Origin of the sequence: Catenibacterium faecis (assembly GCF_014306455.1) — a bacterium.
GTDB classification, from domain to species: Bacteria; Bacillota_I; Bacilli_A; order Erysipelotrichales; family Coprobacillaceae; genus Catenibacterium; species Catenibacterium mitsuoka_A.
The window spans coordinates 73,727-91,759 of record NZ_JACRWG010000002.1 but is presented as its reverse complement, the minus strand read 5'-3'; the positions used below and the strand labels follow the sequence as shown (position 1 = coordinate 91,759).

Here is an 18,033-nt window from a genome sequence, read left to right as displayed (position 1 = left end):
TAATATACTACCACATTTTATTCATAAAAAAAAGCATTTTAGTAAAGTTTTATATATAGTTATTGATAAATCATTTGCCTATTTACTGTAAAAAAAAACACCCTTAGGGGTGTTATTTCTCAATTCTAAATGGAGAAGCTGGAATACCTTCTACACTTTCTATTTCTACTTTAGGATTATCATCATTCGCATAAGCTAACATATGATAATTCTGAACTGGTATAATAAGCTTTCTATTTTGAATATGCCCTATACAAGCATGTCCATCTACAATTAAATGAACATCATTTTCTTTCATATCCTGATCATATGTCAAAGTCTCTTCATCTAATATAGGTGTAACTGGTGTATTCTTTTCATAAAGATAATGAGCTACACTATAAGCCAGACGTTTTCCTACTTCCTCTTTACTTGCTGGATGAATATAATCTGGATCACCTGTTTTAAGCGTTGTAACAAGATATGTATCTTTTATAGAACATACAACTTCTCTTTGAACACGTCTTATTTCATCAAAGTGACTATTTTCATATTCAGGTAATTGAATAATAAAGAAAGGAAGATCTTCATCATAAGCTTTACGCCAGCTAGTAATTAATGTCTTAAGAAGTTCACTGTAATACATATACTGTGGACTATCTTCTTCACCCTGATACCATAAAACTGCGTTGACAGGATAATAAAGAGTACGTTTAAACATATGTTCATAAAGACTACCTGGTCTTCGATAATCATAATAACCTTTTGGAGGAGGCCATGGAGTATGTCCAACAATATTCTTAATCTGGGAAAGAGTCATCTCAGGATGTGTGTTAATATATTCCTTCAGTTCTTTTTGATAGTTATTAAATATATTGTAATACTTTTCGGTTTCTTCTTTTTGTATATCTAATGATGGTAAATCATCATAATACGGATCATATACATTCTCTTTAAGTACATTATTACTTTTAAGAACTTCTTCTTCAATCCAGCATGAAGCACTTGTACCACCTTTATTATTAGAAATAATACCGATTGGTATATCTTCATCAAGATAATAACTAAAAAATGAAGCCACTGCAGAAAAGGATGACACTGTTTCTTCATTAAGTTCTTTCCATCTTTGATTATCGTCCTCAAAAGGATAGATATACTTTGGGACTGTCATGATACGTACATTTGAACGATATGAAGGAAGTTTCTTTTCCTTTGACTCTCTCATCTCTAATTCCATATTGGATTGTCCTGCTGCGAGATAAACATCACCTACAAGAATATCATCTAATACAAGCGTATCTCTATCATCTGTAAGAACCATACAATAAGGTCCACCAGGTTTCTCTATTTTAAATGATATCTGCCATCTCCCATCGTTGACAGGCACTTTATATTCCTTTTTTAAAAAAGTCATTCTTACTTCTTTTTCTTCAGAAGTACCTGAAAGAATTATATCTTTATTTCTTTGTAGAACCATATGATTTGAATATGGGTAATCTAATTCCATTTTTAACACCTACTTCTCAAACTTATAATCTATTGAATTCAATATCTCCTTTAATGACTCTAATTTATCTGATTTATTATAATTTAGATAATGTGTATAGATAATATCCGTCATGACTAAAGCAGGAAACTCAGCAGAAATAATATGTGACACTGTCACATTCTTCACATGAGCCACCTTAACAATTTCATCAATAATATCATCATGATAAGCACGCTGCATAGAAGTCATAAGAACTGTTGTCGCATTCTTTTCATGCGCACGTTTAAGTCCCGCAATAACATTTGGATTACTTCCTGAAATAGAAATTCCTATTACTAACGACTCTGACTGAACACGTGGACTATTGGCAGTAATATCACTTTCTGAGTTAATAGCTTCCGCATCAAGACCTAAACGTATTAAACGTGATGCAAATTCCTTTGCGACAAGACCACTTGAACCAATGCCATAAATAAACACTCTTTTTTTTGAATCAAGAAGCTTTGCGATACGTATAATCTGATTATTATCCACTATCTGATAAGTCTGTTCTAATACTTCCTGATATTTATGTATAGAAAATGATGTTAATTGATCTAGTCTCTTATTTTCTTTCATATTCGCATTAAAAGAAAAAACAAACTCTCTATAGCCACTAAAACCTAATTTCTTTGAGAATCGAGATAAAGACGCTTCTGAAACATATATTGTGGAAGCAACAGCCTTACTAGAAAAATCTTCTATTGTTCCATGAAGAAAATAGTCCGCAATCACTTTTTCTACTTGTGTAAAACTATCATATTTCTCTTCAATCATCGTTTTTGTACTCTTTAAATAATTATCCATAATATCACCCAAAACTATTCTATCACAAAATCATAGAATCATTGATAATATGCGTAAGGAGCTGATAGCCCTTCTCATTGGGATGAAGGCCATCTTCAAGTAATAATTCTTTTTTGTTTACAAATGAATCAAAGGCATTAATGTAATTAACACTATCGCCAAGATACTCTATAAAATGTTCATAAATATCTTTTAGAAATGCATTTGAACGTATACCACGCGCATGAGGATATCCTTGAATATCTTCATCACAAGGTAATGGTGAAAGAATAGTAATACGACAATCAGGTAAGTTCTTCTGTATTATACTTACTAACATCTGAATATTCGAGGCAATCTGACGGGGTGAATGTGTCACTGTGTTACCAAGATCATTTGTCCCTACATGTAATAAAACCTGAGCAGGTTTATATTTAATAACTGCTTCATCTACAATCCATAACAATTCATCTGTTGTAGCCCCTGCAATACCACAATTATAAATAGTTTTTTCTGGGAAATATTGATTCATATCATAAAACTCTATAATAGAATCTCCAAAAAATACTGTTTGTCCAGGCTGTGCTGTCTTTTGGTTATAAATAATATCTAACATTCTTTTAAGAGCATCTTCTCTTAATTGGTAAATGCCAGGATTATAAATCATCTGTTCTCTCATTTGAACTTTGCTCCTATCTCAAACATACGATGCCAAGGCATAATAACTTCTATAGAATTAATTGGATACTTATGAGAAATATTTAAAGTAGAATACTCTTTTAATAATGCCTCACCAATTCTTTTTTCTACTAAATCCTCTTTATCTTTAAAATCATAATAAGAAAGTCCGAGTTCAGGTAAATCTTCCTCAATCACCTTTTGTCTTACCTTAGCTTGATAGAAAACATCCTCTATCAAATGATATACAGTATTGGGTGCATGAATCTCTCCTACCTGTATTTCAGAAAGAACAGTCCCTGTTGTATTGCAGTTCGTATTCCATCCTGCATAACCCTTTAATTCTTCTAAAAGATTATAATGATCAAGATATCGAATCAATTCATAATCTCCACCATTCGCATAAGCACTATCAATCACACCTACACTTCTACCTTCTTCAACATATTCCTTAATTCTCTCCACAAAGCTCATTAACTGCCGATAGCTTGAATAAGAGACATCCTTTTTCTTATCAAATGATTCCTGCATAATTTTTCCTGGACAATTCACTGCCAGAACTATATTTGCGTTTGAATCATCCATTACAAGTCTTGCCCCTGTTACAAGAATATGTGATTTTAAGCTTTCAAACATAGGTCTATCCTCATAAAGAGGTACAATCTGTGGACCAAGTATAGAAGCATAAAATGGATAAATCTTAGGATGAACCTGATAGTAATCATTATAAGCTCTCGTCATAAGTGACATACCAACTTCATCAGCACCTGGATAAACCATTACCTTGAATTCTAAACACTTTTCTTTAATTTCTTTAAGAATGATCTTCTGATCTTTTGCGGTATAACCAAAAGGTGAAGAATCATCCTGTGGAATAACAAGAAAATCAATAACATTGTTTTCTAATAATTCAAGTGTTTTTGAATTCATTCTACAGTTTATAAGTCGTCTATCTTCATAGTCTCTGATTACTTCTTCAGGTATATGAAGACTATTCTTTTCAATTTCTTCTTCACTCGTTAATGTTTCTCTTTCTTCTTTATCCTCTAAATACTTCTTTTTAAAGAGTGCATAACCATAATCTTCATAATAATCTGGCTCCTCCTCACTCGAATTATATTGAGGACAACGCATAATACATTGAAATGCATATATTTTAAGATGAGGATTAAGTGTCTTTAATTCCTGAAGAACATCTAGATGTTCTTCTAGAATATCCTCTGTAAGATGATGCAATCTTGAAGAAAGTAATCCTCCATAAAGAAGCATATCTAGTGAAATAACTAAAGCATCCTGAGTGACTGCTTCTTTTAATAAATACTGTCTGATCCTATTAAATGAAGCAGGAATCTTCTTTTTTGGCAAGATATCCAATGGAGGCATTGTAAGATGAACCGAATGGTTAGAAGACGCAATCATCTGAGGATAAATATAATTACATGGTCTTTCATCAAGTGGTAATAATAAGATACGCATACTACTCCTCCTTTATTTTTTCTAAAGCTGCTAGAATACTTTCTACGCAAATAGTACCTTCTACTTCTTCTTTTACATAATAGAATCGATGTGCATATTCCAACATTGCAAGATCACTTTCACTATCACCAATTGCATAGACTTCATCCTCTGGATACATGGTGCGAATAGCTTCTCCCTTAGATATATGTAATGGAACAATTTCTAATGATGTCTTACTTGTAAGAATCGCATCTACCTGTGTAAATTTTTGCTTTATAACTGTTTGGATTTCTTTTAAGCACTCCTCTTTCCCTACAACAAGATAAAGTACAACAGGTTGGTAAGGTATAATGGCTTTAAAATCCTCTTTAATAATTGATGAATCGTAAAATTCTTTTGGAAAATCTGGATTTCTTGGACTCATCCAATAACGATTAGATACTGTATTCATCTCTACTCTTACATCATACTCTGTGAGTAAATCATATATCTTAACAGCTGCTTGTTTATCTAACAAAGCAGCATTTAATTGATTTCCTTGATAAATCACAGCACCATTTTGAGATATTCTCTCAGTAATACCTAGATGATACTTTCTATTGATGGCTACAATATCATGATCTAATCGACCAGTGCATATAGCAAGTCTATAGCCTGATTCTTGATAATCATTAAGGAGAGAAAGGGTCTTCTCTCCTCCAATAATTTCATTCTTTGTATCAAGTAATGTGCCATCTAAGTCAAACACGATTACTTTCATAAATTATTTTTCTTCATCCTTTTCTAATTCTTTATCCATTGCCTTAACAAATGGCATATAAATCAAAACAGAAACAACTAAACAAATAGCAGCTGTGATTAAACCGCCAATCTTACCACCTGTTGCAAGGAAACCACCAATTAGAGGAGGTGTAGTCCAAGGTGTCATAACATATGTATAACCCATAAATCCAGTGACAGTCGCAAGTGTACCAATGCCTAAGCTGACAAGTGTTACAAGAATCATAGGAATAATTAATACTGGGTTCATTACTACTGGTAAACCAAACATGATTGGTTCAGAAATATTGAATAGTGATGGAATAAATCCAAGCTTTGCGATTTGTTTATAGTCTTTACGTTTAGAAACAATTAAAATAGCAAGAACTAATGCAAGCATATTTCCTGCGCCACCCATGAACATTAAAGAATCAGTAAATGGTTTTGTAAGAATATGAGTTGCAGCATGACCTGCAGTAATTGCAGCAGCATTCTGTGTTAAGTTAATTAAGAAAATAGGTTCTAGGATAGGCTGTGAAATAATATAACCTGTATGAATACCAAATCCCCATAAAAGCATATATAAGAAATAAATCACTACAATACCAACTGGAGAAGTGATAATTGCAGTAAGTGGAGTCTGAATAAAGTTAAAGATCAAATCATTTAAAGGTGTACCTACTGCATTTGTAATAAATCTTACAATACCAAAAATAAACATAGTAATAATAACTGGAATCATACTATTAAAGCTTCTAGCAATACCACTAGGAACAGAATCAGGCATCTTGATGATCAATGCTTTACATTTCATTAATCTTCTCATGATCTCTACTGTCGCAAATGCAGCAATAAATGCAGTAAATAAACCAGCAGCACCTAAATAATATGTTCTTATATATTCTCCTGCTTTTGCATCTGTTCCAAAAGTAGTAATAATCAAGAAACATACAACTGCAGTGACTGAAACAGCGTCTTCATCAATCTTATACTCTTTAGCCAAGTTCTTAGCTAATAAATAAACAATTAATAAAGCCATAATATTCATACCAGCGCTACCAATAGCACCGAGAACATTCACAATATCTAATCCCTGGAACCCAAACCATTTATCAAAATAGTTTCCTTTTCCTAAGAATACACAATTCAATAGTGTACATAATGAGCAGCCAATGATAATTGGCATAATAGTTACAAAAGCATTTCTAATAGCGGCTAAGTATTTATTCTTTGATAACACTTCCGCAAATGGCAGAATCTTATCTGCAATCTTATCCATTAAAGCGTTCATTTTATTTTTCTCCTTCTATTACATCTGTAAATCTCTTTGTAATGACTTGTGGTCTTGTAATAATAGAACCTACCACTACGCTATAACATCCTAGTTCTAATACACGTTTTGCTTTTTGAGGAGTATCGATATTTCCCTCTGCAATAACTGGATGTTTAACCTTTTTTAAGATGTCTCTTATGATTTTAAAATCATCCGCATTGATCTGATTCCCCTTGCTTTGGTTGGTGTAACCAACTAATGTCGTTCCAATGAAATCAAATCCTAATTCATCAGCATGTACTGCCTCTTCTACAGTACTGCAATCTGCCATGAATAATTGTTTAGGATGATTTTCTTTTACTTTCTTGAAGAAAGCATCTAAAGATATACACCCTGGACGCGTGCTTATTGTTGCATCCATCGCAATGATGTCACATCCCACCTGAACAAGATGATCTACATCTTCATAAGTTGGTGTAATATAAACATCACTGTCTTTATAGTCTCTTTTAATAATCCCAATAACAGGTAATGGAACTGCCTTCTTGATTGCTTCAATATCTTTAACAGAATTCGCACGAATTCCTTTTGCGCCACCCTGCATTGCAGCAACAGCCATGCGTGACATAATCAAAGAAGAATGAAGCGGTTCATCTTCCAAAGCCTGACAGGAAACTATTAAATGTTTTTTTATTTCCCCAACCATTCTATGTTCTCCTTTCATTACCAATCATAATCAGACTTCCTCATCACTTCAATGAATCTTGCGGGTTTGGAATCTACTTTCAAACAAATAAAAAAAGAACCTCATAACGAGATTCTTATAAGAAAGCACTTTCATATCATCTAGAAGAACTTATATTCCTTTAATAGGGCTTCTAGATCAGAGCCCTCTATTCTTTTTAACAACTCTTTTAAGACAAGACGTTTTGTGAATGACTGACTTTCCATGAAAGTCTCATCACCATATAAAGATGAGAAGACACTTAAATAGTCTTCAATAGAATAACGATAAGCTGGAATACTTCTAGTGATATGTAATAAACTATACACTGCATTCATTGCGGTATGTACGAGATAATCTAAGCTTCCTGGATATTATAAGGTAATGAGACACCTCCTCCTATATAGGCATAGTTTGTTCCATTGGTATGTGCTTCTAGATATTCTATAATAGGTACAATCACTGATTCATACACGCAATACTTAGGAGAAATCATACATTGTGTTGTCAATATATGCATATAACGATGTAATGTCACTTTAAAAGAATAAGCATCATTGACTTGAAATAAAGCATGCCAATAACAGTAGAAATCAGATTCCATAAAGTCCTGACTGAATACATCTTTAACCTGTTTATCTTCTAATTGTTCATCTGAAGTAAAGAAGAAATGAACAAATTCTGATATCAATTGGTCACCCTCAATTGTAAAATAAAACTGGAATTAAATTTTTATATATATTTACCATGTAAAAATTAATATCTTTTCTTAAAATAAGTATTTAACATAATCTTGCAGGCAATGTAGTATTCGTACAATCAAAATAGCTTCTTTAGTATTTTTATAAAATATAATGTAATTATCACATGTTAAAAATCGAAATCCACTATCAATATTATTTTCTAAATACCATACTGGTCCAAGTTGGGGATATTCCTTAAGTTCACTAATTTTATCGAGAATTCCTTTTACTGTTTTTTCTGCTGCAATCGGATTATTCAAATCATCATAGATATAATCATAAATTCTATCCAAATCTTTTCTTGATTTTGGTGAGTAAAATATTTTAATCATTATTGAATCTCTTTTCAAAATGTTTTAGCATTTCATCTTCATCAATCCACCCTTCTTCATTAGCAGAAACAACACTTTCATTTAACATGCTCATAAGTTTCATCTCAGCAACAAGTTTATCGTACTTCATTGCTTTTTCATACATTTCCTCCTGTTCATTGATATCCATAATGGTATAACAACCATGACCATTTTTTGTCAAATAAACAGGTGAACCAACAGATACTTTTTCTAACACTTGATTATAATTTCTTAAATCTGAAATAGGTTTAATAACTGGCATAGCAATCACTCCTTACATCATTATTATACGTATTTATTAAGAATAATTCAAAGTAATATATTTAGAAGAATTCTACTAATAATTGGTTTTCCATTCTTTTATCTAAATGAAAACGGCAGAAATGACTACATGAATAAGACTGCACGCAGGGTGATTGATTACTGTATCAATCATGATATTAGAACTCTTGTTGTGGGATATAATGAAACATTTCAGAAGGATTCCAACATAGTCAAGTTTTTGGGATAAGGATGTCATACCAGTCTATAAGAGTGATGATACTGAAGAATACCATTTCAGTGGAAAGAGAATAAATCTTGAACAGTATAGAACAGCTAGTGGACAAGTTCTGAATGCAGATGTGAATGGTGCATTAAATATCATGCGTAAAAGTAGCGTTGTGGATGCAAATATTGTCTATACAGTAGAGACGAAGTGGACACGCAATAAGAATACGGAGTATTAAGTCGAGGTAGTTCACAAGTAGAAAATGTCATGCCCCTGTTGACATAACATATAAGCGACTGCCTGTCGCACAAAAAAAGAACCTCATAATGAGATTCTTATAAGAAAGTACTTTCATATTATCTAGAAGAACTTATATTCCTTTAATAGGGCTTCTAGATCAGAGCCCTCTATTCTTCTTAATAGTTCTTTTAAGACAAGACGTTTTGTGAATGACTGACTTTCCATGAAAGTCTCATCACCATATAAAGATGAGAAGACACTTAAATAGTCTTCAATAGAATAACGATAAGCAGGAATACTTCTTGTGATATGTAATAAACTATACACTGCATTCATTGCGGTATGCACGAGATAATCTAAGCTACCTGGATATTCATAAGGTAATGAAACTCCTTCACCTATATAAGCATAATTTAATCCATTGATGTGTGCTTCACAATGAGTACTAGTATGAGTGTAAGGAATGGTAGAAGCAGACATCAATGAGAATTCATTGATTTTATCTTGTGGAATACCTAAATGATAAAGCCATTCTGCACATATCTCATAGCCCTTACTTTCTAACATAGACTTTTCTACATAATCACCTGTTTTCTCTGGATGTAATCCATGAAGTAGAATAACACATTCATTCTCTTTCTGGTTCTTATAGTAAGGCTGTCTTGGTATTGTCCAGTTGAGTTCCCAGGCTGATTCGTTAATTGGAATAACACCACCTGTAATATCTTCACCAGAAAGTGGATCTTTTTGAAGAATATTTCTTAAGTAATGGATGATCTTCTCATCCTGAGTTGTAATGACTGCATGAACTATAGAATCTTTACTTTGACTTGTATGAATAAATAGAAGATCCTGATTTGTCAAATCTATAGTTTCTTCCATACCTTCACTCTTAATAGAAAAGGCAGTGGCTTTATTGTCTTCTATTTCTATATGAGTGACTTCAGTATCAAAATGAAAGACTACATGATGTGCCTCTAGATATTCTATAATAGGTACATTCACTGATTCATACATACAATACTTAGGAGAAATCATGCTGTGAGAGGTCAATATATGCATATAACGATGTAATGTCACTTTAAATGAATAAGCATCATTGACTGGAAATAAAGCATGCCAATAATAGTAGAAATCAGATTCCATAAAGTCCTGACTGAATACATCTTTAACCTGTTTACCTTCTAATTGTTCATCTGGAGTAAAGAAGAAATGAACAAGTTCTGATATTAATTGATCACTTAATTGTATATTATGAACAGTCTTCATAGGTGCATCATGATTCAAATAAGTCATTTCATCTAAAACAGTAAGCCCCTCTGTTTCTATAGAAGGTATAGAACGTAATATATCCCATAAATAGAGACTACGATTATCTACAAAGGAAAGATAAGACTCATAATGGTGAAATGAATCTACTGAATCAATAATATGAATATGTTCACCCTTTAATGAACCATCTCTCAATAAATAACAGGCAGTCACTAAACTAGTAAAGTCACTTCCTAATATATATGCATTATGTGCATCAATGTTTTCTCTTTTTCTTGGCTTCACAAATAAATCCATGGCAATCCCCCCTATCCTCATAGTATAGAAAAAATAAAATATAAAAAAATAAACATCCCATACAAGATGTTTATTCTTTATACATTATAGTGTTTTTGTTTAAAAGGTTTCATAGCGTTTTAAAGCTGCTTTGATGTTTCCTTTGATGGCTTTATCTAGTTTACGGATAATAAGTTCTGGGTCCTGTCGCATATCATTATTGATCCACTCTAATGTAAGACCTACAAAAGAATACTTATAGAAATTTGCAAGGAACTCTTTGTCATCTTCTCTGACATTCATTCCTACAGCCTGTTCATCTACAACATCCTTTAATAACTTATATACAATTCTATAAAGATATGTTTCTACATGTTCACGACTGACAGAACGATAAACATTAGTGACAAATGGTTTGTTGTCTAAGATAGCACCAAAGAGTGCATAGAGACCTTCTTCCCATGTATCAGATGTTTTATGGCCCAGCATTACTTCTTCAGCATCCTGAATACATGACCATTCTACGAGATCATAAATATCCTGGAAATGATAATAGAAAGTCATACGGCTGATACCACAGTCTTCTGCAATATCATTAATAGTGATCTTATCAAGAGGCTTCTTTAATAATAAATGTTTCAAAGACGCTTCAATAGCGCGTTTCGTAGTTTGTGACATTTTGGCCCTCCTTATATTCACTATTATGCACGTTGTTTCTACATTTTACAACAAAAACGTATATATGATATTAATAATTGGCATAGTAATAATACATAAAAGAATAGATAATGCGTTAATAACTGAACTTTCAAAAGCATGATTATCATATAATTGCGCAAACTGAGTCACAGTAGATGCAGAAGGCCCACTGGCTGCAAGTAATGAAATCATTAATACCTGTGATGCACTTGGGAATAGTTTTGTCATACCTGTAAAAATAAAAACTAATAAAATAATTGCTGGGAATACAACTAAACGAAGGAAACATACGACATAAGCACGGACATCGGTAAAGACTTCCTTCATATTCATACCAGCAAGTAACATTCCTACTACAAACATACTCAATGGTCCCATTAAGCTGCCCATACCAGATACAGCACTCTGAAACATCGTAGGCAATTTAATCTGTAAGAAGAACATAATGATACCTGCTGCAATCGCAATCATGTTGATGTTCAATAGAATCTTCTTTAAATCAAAATGTGTATCTTCACTAATAATGAACTTACAATGTGTCCACAATAATATAGTCTGTACAATCATATACCCTGAACAATAGAAAACCATTTCGTTCCCTAATACGATAGAAACAAGAGGAAGAATCAAGTTTCCACAGTTAGGATACATGATGGACATTGATTCAATCGCATTAAAATGACATTTCTTTGTGAGTATCTTAGCAAGTATATAATAAATAATATGTACAAGAATAGCTGCACCAATAGATAGTAAGAAACCTTTTAGCTTTTCTTCTGTTAAGTCAATCTGGAATGAATTGATGATTGCACAAGGTGCAGAAACATATAATACAATCTGTGATAAAAGTTTAGATTCTGATATTGTACATATATCTGTTTTAATCAGTACATATCCTACTCCTATCATAATAAATAAAGCGCCAATTTGTGTAGCAAGTGAAATAGCTAAATCCATATCTTTAACCCCCCTAGAAGGCATCATACACTTATTATCTTCTAAAAGCATCTTTTTACATAAGATGAAAAAAGGAATTGGTACAAATTCATAGTGGTAACTTATATATAGCATATTTATAAAAATAACATTTTATATTGTATACAGTGAATTCATTATATATAATTAAATTATAGAAAGCGCTTCCTTATAATTTGGTTGGATATTTGTGTATGCACTACAAAAGTGCATAAAAATGGAGGAAAATATGAATACTCAAGAAAATAGAATTAAGGTATTTGTGAATGATTCTCGTGAAAATTATTCTGTTTTGACTTATTCAGAAAATGGATTATCATTTGATGAAAAAGTAATCGATAATATAGATTACATTGATCTATCTCTATGTTGTTCTAAGGGTGAGGATGGCCGTTATTATTGTATATATAATTTATACTTTGTGTATCTTGATATTGTCACAAAAGATGGAACTTATTTATTTCAACTAATGAATAATGATCAAGTAAATGATTTATTTAAATATCTAATAGCTTCTAACATCAAAATCAATGATCCGTTAGAGTTAATAAAAGCTTATGATACAATAACTGACCCAGTAGAATTATATAAGCATTTTAATAGACATTTTAAAGAATGGAGAGAAACATATAACCTAGAAATCAATAATTTTTATTATTCAGTCATAGAAAATGCTTATATGAAACCATTACAGAATTTGAATCCAGACGAAACACCAAACTTTAGAGAACAATTGAAACAAGTATTTGAAGGATATATAGATATTTTCAAAAAGAATAAATCTGAATAAGTATTATGATGGAGAAGTCCGCTTTGTATAGCTAATTAATGAAAAATCACAAGCTGATATATATCCGTTGGTATTATTATTATAATATAATATATTTATAAATCACTTAACATACGAGGAGAAAATCATGTCTACAAGTATTATTTACTTCTTAATTGTATTGATTCTACAGTTACTCTTATTCCTATTTATCAAACGTAATCATAATAATAGCGTACTACTTGTTTTGATTTCTTTAGGTATTTCTATATCTGCTGCAATATCTTTGTGGAACACAGCTATTCTTATAGATGAATTGGGTATAAGTTCCAGTAGTCTCGATACACTATTCTTTGGTATATCTATCATATTATCTTTAGTTAATATGTATACTGTACTCAAAGAGAAATAATCAGACCATATAGTCATACGACTATATGGTCTTTTTTTAAAAGAAAACACCAAATAGATGCCCATTTGGTATTTCACATGATTTTACATATTCTCCTGTTCTTTCGCAGATTCCTGTAATAATTGATAGTTTTCCATGAACTCTTCACTATTACTCACATAAGCATAAGAAATATACTTATGCGCAATCTTGATCTTATGTTTACTTACTGCCTTGATTGATTTAATATCTTTTACCTCAATCATTTCTGGAAGTAATGCGACATATTTCCATGTATATATCATGATAATATCGCTATATAAGTGAAGATTATAGCCAGCAAGACAGATTAATGCGATAGTGATTGTCATAATAAGAGCTAAGACAAAACGCATCTGTGAATGCCATACAACTTTGGAATAAATAGATAATGCGAGTAATGCAGGAATCATAATAATCATAAATACTGTTACTCTAAAATCTTTGAATTTTTTCATTTATATCACCTTTTCACATTCTACATGGATTAAGGTCATTTGACAAGTTGTTGAATTTGTCTTACACTCATTTCATAAAAATATTGGAGGTATTCAATGAAAATCAAGAAATTTCTGTCTGAACTACTTGGTACTTTCCTACTTGTATTTCTAGGTACTACAGCTTATGCATTACTTGGATCTACAGGATTAGGTTCTACATATAGTACAGTAGCAGGTATTATCGGTATTGCAGTTGTATTTGGTCTTGCAATGACATTCGTTTATTATATGTTCTCTTCTATTTCAGGAGCACATGTCAATCCAGCAGTGTCTGTCGCAATGTATTTTAATGGAACTATCTCTCTCGTAGAAATGATCCTTTATATTGTGGCACAGCTATTAGGTGCACTTCTCGCAAGTGGATTACTACTTGGCATTCTTAAGTGTATTCCTAGTGTATCTATTACTACTTTAGGTGTTGGACAGACAGGATATAGCTCTTTAAGTATGATTTCATTAGATGTAAAAGGTGCTATTCTTATAGAAACTGTATTAACTTTTGTATTTGTATTAGTATACTTACATGTAGCAAATGATGAAAGATTAGAAAGACTATCTGGATTATTAATTGGTGGTGCTTTAACACTTGTCACTATTTTAGGTATCCCATTTACTGGTGCTTCTATTAACCCTGCAAGATCATTTGGTCCAGCAGTTATTATGAAGATACTTGGTAAAGGCACTGCACTTAATCAGTTATGGGTATTCTTATTATCACCACTTATTGGTGCTTTAGTCGCTTATATCGTTTATAAGTTATTAAAAGGTGAAAAGATTGCATAGCTAAACTGATTCAAAAATCTAGGGGCTGTAACGAATAGACAGTATTGACTACTACCTTGAGCGTTACAGCTCTTTTTCATATATACTCTCCTAAAAAATGTTATTCTCTTTTGCATGATGAATACTTATTCATATTTTAGATGCACTTAAAAACATTAGAAAAGAGATAGCTTCCGCTATCTCCCAGAACCCCTGCTATAAGTATGGGACCAAATTCACCAAGATTATTATGTATATACTAGTAATTCGCTTTTTTATTATAACCTAGAATTTGAAGAAGTTTTTAATTTCATCCTTAAAGAAGTAGATAAGTAACACTGTATTTCCAACAAATGGAATTAAAAGACATGAGTGGAAAAATGTTGGTATTGAAACAAACTCAAATAGCGTATCTGCGATAGGGATTGCCACAATTGTTTGATCAGGATAAAAAGAAACTGCAATAAATAAAATCACATAGATAACAAAACAGAAAAGACATTTTATTGTTTTAGCACTCATAAAACTATACCTCTATACATTAAGATTTATATTTAACATCAATATAGGATGCTAGCGTCTTTTTGGAAATATAATTATATGAATTATATAATCCACTTGAATCAAAGTAGTCTGTTCTCATATGTTTTACCAAGAAATCTCCAGATATTCCAAGACGACTATATTTTTTACTATTAGCAGGAATAGTTGTGCTCACAGAAGCTGTATGCGTTAAACTTAAAGTGAAAGAAATACCATCATAACTTGTTTTAAGAGAAGCACTACTGCTCACACCTTTTGCTATTGTATATGATGATGACTTTGTCCAGCTTGGAGTTAACTTATGATATCCAACAAACTTATGCTTCAATGTTTGTCTGGATACTTCACTCGTTTTTGAATATTCCCCACAAGTCATAATATCACCGCTTACTTGTTTATGATTCAAATAAGCCTCATAGTCTTTTTCGGTAGGAAAAAACCATGTCTCTGTTTCGCTTATTTGAACAGGAATAGATAAACTAATATCTGACGCAAATACAGGTGAACATAAAGAAGAAAATAAAGTGATAGAAATTAATAAAGAAATCGTTTTTTTAAATATTTTTTTCATATTTGGATCCTCCTTAAATGTAAACGCTTTCTACACTATATATTATACTGATAAAATAATATTAGTAAATAATTTACCAATTTTTATATATAAATTGTTTTCAATAATCACAATCCTAAAGTATACTAACAAAGTGTAGTTCATGCTTTTTATCACCTTAATCCTAGCTTTATCTTTGTGATAATAATTTCTTATTTTATAGAAATTCTATCATGCGCATAATATAATTAATTTAAGGAGGATTTCGTTATGAAATATGTTGATAAGGTTTTAACAGAATTAAAAGAAAAGAATGCTGATCAGCCAGAATTCATCGAAGCGGCTACAAACATCTTAAAGAGTTTGGAACCAGTTATTGAAGCACACCCTGAATATGAAAATATGGCGATCCTTGAAAGATTTACTGAACCTGAAAGAGTTATTATGTTTAAAGTCCCTTGGGTTAATGATGAAGGTAAGACTATTGTGAACAGAGGTTACCGTGTACAGTTCTCTAGCGCAATCGGTCCTTACAAAGGTGGTTTAAGATTCCATCCTTCAGTAAACCTAGGTATTATTAAATTCTTAGGTCTTGAACAGATCTTAAAGAACTCTCTTACAACTTTACCTATCGGTGGTGGTAAAGGTGGTTCTGACTTTGATCCACAAGGTAAGAGCGATGCTGAAGTAATGCGTTTCTGTCAGTCATTCATGACTGAATTATACCGTCATATCGGTCCTAGCGTAGACGTACCTGCTGGTGATATCGGTGTAGGTGGAAGAGAAATCGGATACTTATTTGGACAGTATAAGAGAATTAAAGATGCTTATGAAAACGGTGTTTTAACTGGTAAGGCTTTACCATTTGGTGGAAGCTTAATTCGTCCTGAAGCTACTGGTTTTGGTGCTGTTTATTATGGTAATGAAGTATTAAAACATTTCAATGACAGCTATGAAGGCAAAACTATTGCTTGTTCTGGATATGGTAACGTTGCATGGGGTGTTGCTCAGAAAGCAACTGAATTTGGTGCTAAGGTTGTTACTATTTCTGGTAGAGATGGTTATGTATATGATGCAGAAGGTGTCAATACTCAGGAAAAATGGGACTTCCTTGTTGAAATCAGAACTAAGAACGATGTTAAGTTAAAAGACTATGCTGAAAAGTTCGGTGCTGAATTCCATCCAGGAGAAAAACCTTGGGGTGTTAAGTGTGATATGGCATTCCCTTGTGCAACACAGAATGAAATCGAAGAAGAAGATGCTAAGAAGTTAGTAGAAAACGGATGTAAGTATATTATCGAAGGTGCTAATATGCCTACTACTCCAGAAGCTATCGCATACTTCACAGGTCATGAAGGTACTTTAGGTCCTGCAAAGGCAGCAAATGCTGGTGGTGTTGCAGTTTCTGCACTTGAAATGAGTCAGAACTCAATGCGTTATAGCTGGACTAAAGAAGAAGTAGATGCAAAACTACATACTATCATGGTAGATATCTACAATAACTCTGTTGCAGCAGCCCAAAAGTATGGCTTAGGTTATGACTTAATCAAAGGTGCAAATATTGCAGGTTTTGAAAAAGTTGTAGATGCCATGATTGCTCAGGGTAACTATTAATATTAACGAGAGTTGTAATGAAATCATTACAGCTCTTTTTTTGTCAAAAAGTATTTTATCATGGTACCCATAATCTTTAGATAGTATTTTTCAAAAACACCTAATTATTTCCTATGGATTGCCATGTAAAAGACTCTTACTAACAATAGTTTATATCTTAATTCTAAATATAATTCAAAAATATAAAAATATTTTTTAAAACTTTTTTTAAATACGTCAAAATGATTGCGTAGTTATCTAGATGAATGTTATATTTAACTTAGATAAAATGTATAAAGTGATGATAGCTATTCTTTCAATAAACAATATATACGAGGTAAAATATGAAAAAGATTATCGCTTTATTAATATGTTTTGTAGCTTTAGTTCCTGTTACTGTATTTGCAAATGAATATAATTATTCTGATAATTATGTTAGCATTATTTTTACTGATGATGTTTATTCTGCCACTAAAAGAGCAGATTACACTACCCATTATGGTATTAGATCAAAAACTGCTTTTGCACAAGTCAAAGCAAATGGTAGAAGCAAAACAAAATCAGGTTATCAAGCAGCTCATGCAAAAATGACAGGTGTTAAGATTGACAACAATCACCAGCACATTTATTGGTATGAATAATTAATCACATAA

At 32.0% G+C, this 18,033-nt stretch carries 21 protein-coding genes; 5 read left to right on the top strand and 16 right to left on the bottom strand.

The features are described from left to right. Positions 1 to 112 precede the first annotated feature (112 nt). The 14 genes from H8909_RS01490 to H8909_RS01425 form a co-directional block, all read right to left on the bottom strand. Entirely contained in the window at positions 113 to 1,486 is a 1,374-nt protein-coding gene (locus H8909_RS01490) for a sialate O-acetylesterase (RefSeq protein WP_187011578.1), read from the bottom strand. A 9-nt stretch (positions 1,487 to 1,495) separates the two neighbouring features. After that, positions 1,496 to 2,314, bottom strand: a complete 819-nt coding sequence (locus H8909_RS01485; protein ID WP_129981345.1) for a MurR/RpiR family transcriptional regulator — start codon at positions 2,312 to 2,314, stop codon at positions 1,496 to 1,498. A 22-nt stretch (positions 2,315 to 2,336) separates the two neighbouring features. Next, entirely contained in the window at positions 2,337 to 2,972 is a 636-nt protein-coding gene (locus H8909_RS01480; RefSeq protein ID WP_187011577.1) for an SGNH/GDSL hydrolase family protein, read from the bottom strand. Continuing rightward, positions 2,969 to 4,447, bottom strand: a complete 1,479-nt coding sequence (locus H8909_RS01475) for a DUF4127 family protein (protein ID WP_187011576.1) — start codon at positions 4,445 to 4,447, stop codon at positions 2,969 to 2,971. The genes H8909_RS01480 and H8909_RS01475 overlap by 4 nt, the downstream gene beginning before the upstream one ends. Position 4,448: 1 nt before the next feature. Then, positions 4,449 to 5,189, bottom strand: a complete 741-nt coding sequence (locus H8909_RS01470) for an HAD-IIB family hydrolase (RefSeq protein ID WP_187011575.1) — start codon at positions 5,187 to 5,189, stop codon at positions 4,449 to 4,451. Positions 5,190 to 5,192: 3 nt separating this feature from the next. Next, on the bottom strand, positions 5,193 to 6,479 hold the full coding sequence (locus tag H8909_RS01465; RefSeq protein ID WP_187011574.1) for a PTS sugar transporter subunit IIC: 1,287 nt from the start codon (positions 6,477 to 6,479) through the stop codon (positions 5,193 to 5,195). 1 nt (position 6,480) lies between these two features. Continuing rightward, positions 6,481 to 7,167 carry an N-acetylmannosamine-6-phosphate 2-epimerase gene (locus H8909_RS01460; protein ID WP_187011573.1) on the bottom strand — a complete coding sequence of 229 codons (687 nt, stop codon included), beginning with the start codon at positions 7,165 to 7,167 and terminating at the stop codon, positions 6,481 to 6,483. A 140-nt stretch (positions 7,168 to 7,307) separates the two neighbouring features. Continuing rightward, a complete protein-coding gene (locus H8909_RS01455) occupies positions 7,308 to 7,514 on the bottom strand; it encodes a hypothetical protein (protein WP_129982136.1) in 207 nt (68 codons plus the stop codon). 29 nt (positions 7,515 to 7,543) lie between these two features. Then, positions 7,544 to 7,876 (bottom strand): oleate hydratase, encoded by a 333-nt coding sequence (locus H8909_RS01450; RefSeq protein ID WP_022425680.1) that lies wholly within the window; start codon positions 7,874 to 7,876, stop codon positions 7,544 to 7,546. 78 nt (positions 7,877 to 7,954) lie between these two features. Next, entirely contained in the window at positions 7,955 to 8,260 is a 306-nt protein-coding gene (locus H8909_RS01445; protein WP_187011572.1) for a type II toxin-antitoxin system RelE/ParE family toxin, read from the bottom strand. Beyond that, positions 8,253 to 8,543 (bottom strand): hypothetical protein, encoded by a 291-nt coding sequence (locus H8909_RS01440; protein WP_006504885.1) that lies wholly within the window; start codon positions 8,541 to 8,543, stop codon positions 8,253 to 8,255. The genes H8909_RS01445 and H8909_RS01440 overlap by 8 nt, the downstream gene beginning before the upstream one ends. A gap of 588 nt (positions 8,544 to 9,131) precedes the next feature. Beyond that, positions 9,132 to 10,580: an oleate hydratase gene (locus H8909_RS01435; protein ID WP_187011571.1), complete on the bottom strand. Its 1,449-nt coding sequence runs from the start codon at positions 10,578 to 10,580 to the stop codon at positions 9,132 to 9,134. Between the two features lie 99 nt (positions 10,581 to 10,679). Further along, the gene (locus H8909_RS01430; protein ID WP_187011570.1) at positions 10,680 to 11,237 is read right to left on the bottom strand and encodes a TetR/AcrR family transcriptional regulator; all 558 of its coding nucleotides are present in this window, start codon (positions 11,235 to 11,237) and stop codon (positions 10,680 to 10,682) included. 45 nt (positions 11,238 to 11,282) lie between these two features. Next, positions 11,283 to 12,215, bottom strand: coding sequence for an AEC family transporter (locus H8909_RS01425; RefSeq protein ID WP_187011569.1), 933 nt, complete (start codon positions 12,213 to 12,215; stop codon positions 11,283 to 11,285). 247 nt (positions 12,216 to 12,462) lie between these two features. Between H8909_RS01425 and H8909_RS01420 the strand changes: the two genes are divergently transcribed. Together H8909_RS01420 and H8909_RS01415 are read left to right on the top strand one after the other, a co-directional pair. After that, positions 12,463 to 13,023 carry a hypothetical protein gene (locus H8909_RS01420; protein ID WP_187011568.1) on the top strand — a complete coding sequence of 187 codons (561 nt, stop codon included), beginning with the start codon at positions 12,463 to 12,465 and terminating at the stop codon, positions 13,021 to 13,023. A 127-nt stretch (positions 13,024 to 13,150) separates the two neighbouring features. Continuing rightward, on the top strand, positions 13,151 to 13,414 hold the full coding sequence (locus tag H8909_RS01415) for a hypothetical protein (protein WP_187011567.1): 264 nt from the start codon (positions 13,151 to 13,153) through the stop codon (positions 13,412 to 13,414). A gap of 83 nt (positions 13,415 to 13,497) precedes the next feature. Here H8909_RS01415 and H8909_RS01410 read toward each other — a convergent pair whose 3' ends face one another. Beyond that, complete coding sequence (locus tag H8909_RS01410; protein WP_117458238.1) at positions 13,498 to 13,890, bottom strand: hypothetical protein; 393 nt, start codon at positions 13,888 to 13,890, stop codon at positions 13,498 to 13,500. Positions 13,891 to 13,986: 96 nt separating this feature from the next. Here H8909_RS01410 and H8909_RS01405 point away from each other — a divergent pair, with 96 nt between their 5' ends. Further along, entirely contained in the window at positions 13,987 to 14,715 is a 729-nt protein-coding gene (locus tag H8909_RS01405; RefSeq protein WP_187011566.1) for an MIP/aquaporin family protein, read from the top strand. A gap of 520 nt (positions 14,716 to 15,235) precedes the next feature. Here the strand turns inward: H8909_RS01405 and H8909_RS01400 are convergent. After that, a complete protein-coding gene (locus H8909_RS01400) occupies positions 15,236 to 15,808 on the bottom strand; it encodes a hypothetical protein (protein WP_187011565.1) in 573 nt (190 codons plus the stop codon). Between the two features lie 249 nt (positions 15,809 to 16,057). On the opposite strand from H8909_RS01400, the gene gdhA reads away from it, so the two are divergent. Beyond that, on the top strand, positions 16,058 to 17,401 hold the full coding sequence (gene gdhA, locus H8909_RS01395; protein WP_187011564.1) for an NADP-specific glutamate dehydrogenase: 1,344 nt from the start codon (positions 16,058 to 16,060) through the stop codon (positions 17,399 to 17,401). 323 nt (positions 17,402 to 17,724) lie between these two features. After that, entirely contained in the window at positions 17,725 to 18,021 is a 297-nt protein-coding gene (locus H8909_RS01390; RefSeq protein ID WP_187011563.1) for a hypothetical protein, read from the top strand. Positions 18,022 to 18,033: the final 12 nt, after the last annotated feature.

Coding starts and splice junctions, on each gene's coding strand:
- gdhA (WP_187011564.1), top strand. CDS start 16,058: ATGAAATATGTTGATAAGGTTTTAACAGAATTAAAAGAAAAGAATGCT.
- H8909_RS01440 (WP_006504885.1), bottom strand. CDS start 8,543: ATGCCAGTTATTAAACCTATTTCAGATTTAAGAAATTATAATCAAGTG.
- H8909_RS01415 (WP_187011567.1), top strand. CDS start 13,151: ATGTCTACAAGTATTATTTACTTCTTAATTGTATTGATTCTACAGTTA.
- H8909_RS01410 (WP_117458238.1), bottom strand. CDS start 13,890: ATGAAAAAATTCAAAGATTTTAGAGTAACAGTATTTATGATTATTATG.
- H8909_RS01490 (WP_187011578.1), bottom strand. CDS start 1,486: ATGGAATTAGATTACCCATATTCAAATCATATGGTTCTACAAAGAAAT.
- H8909_RS01400 (WP_187011565.1), bottom strand. CDS start 15,808: ATGAAAAAAATATTTAAAAAAACGATTTCTTTATTAATTTCTATCACT.
- H8909_RS01430 (WP_187011570.1), bottom strand. CDS start 11,237: ATGTCACAAACTACGAAACGCGCTATTGAAGCGTCTTTGAAACATTTA.
- H8909_RS01465 (WP_187011574.1), bottom strand. CDS start 6,479: ATGAACGCTTTAATGGATAAGATTGCAGATAAGATTCTGCCATTTGCG.
- H8909_RS01420 (WP_187011568.1), top strand. CDS start 12,463: ATGAATACTCAAGAAAATAGAATTAAGGTATTTGTGAATGATTCTCGT.
- H8909_RS01405 (WP_187011566.1), top strand. CDS start 13,987: ATGAAAATCAAGAAATTTCTGTCTGAACTACTTGGTACTTTCCTACTT.
- H8909_RS01435 (WP_187011571.1), bottom strand. CDS start 10,580: ATGGATTTATTTGTGAAGCCAAGAAAAAGAGAAAACATTGATGCACAT.
- H8909_RS01390 (WP_187011563.1), top strand. CDS start 17,725: ATGAAAAAGATTATCGCTTTATTAATATGTTTTGTAGCTTTAGTTCCT.
- H8909_RS01425 (WP_187011569.1), bottom strand. CDS start 12,215: ATGGATTTAGCTATTTCACTTGCTACACAAATTGGCGCTTTATTTATT.
- H8909_RS01475 (WP_187011576.1), bottom strand. CDS start 4,447: ATGCGTATCTTATTATTACCACTTGATGAAAGACCATGTAATTATATT.
- H8909_RS01485 (WP_129981345.1), bottom strand. CDS start 2,314: ATGGATAATTATTTAAAGAGTACAAAAACGATGATTGAAGAGAAATAT.
- H8909_RS01470 (WP_187011575.1), bottom strand. CDS start 5,189: ATGAAAGTAATCGTGTTTGACTTAGATGGCACATTACTTGATACAAAG.
- H8909_RS01460 (WP_187011573.1), bottom strand. CDS start 7,167: ATGGTTGGGGAAATAAAAAAACATTTAATAGTTTCCTGTCAGGCTTTG.
- H8909_RS01480 (WP_187011577.1), bottom strand. CDS start 2,972: ATGAGAGAACAGATGATTTATAATCCTGGCATTTACCAATTAAGAGAA.
- H8909_RS01445 (WP_187011572.1), bottom strand. CDS start 8,260: ATGATTAAAATATTTTACTCACCAAAATCAAGAAAAGATTTGGATAGA.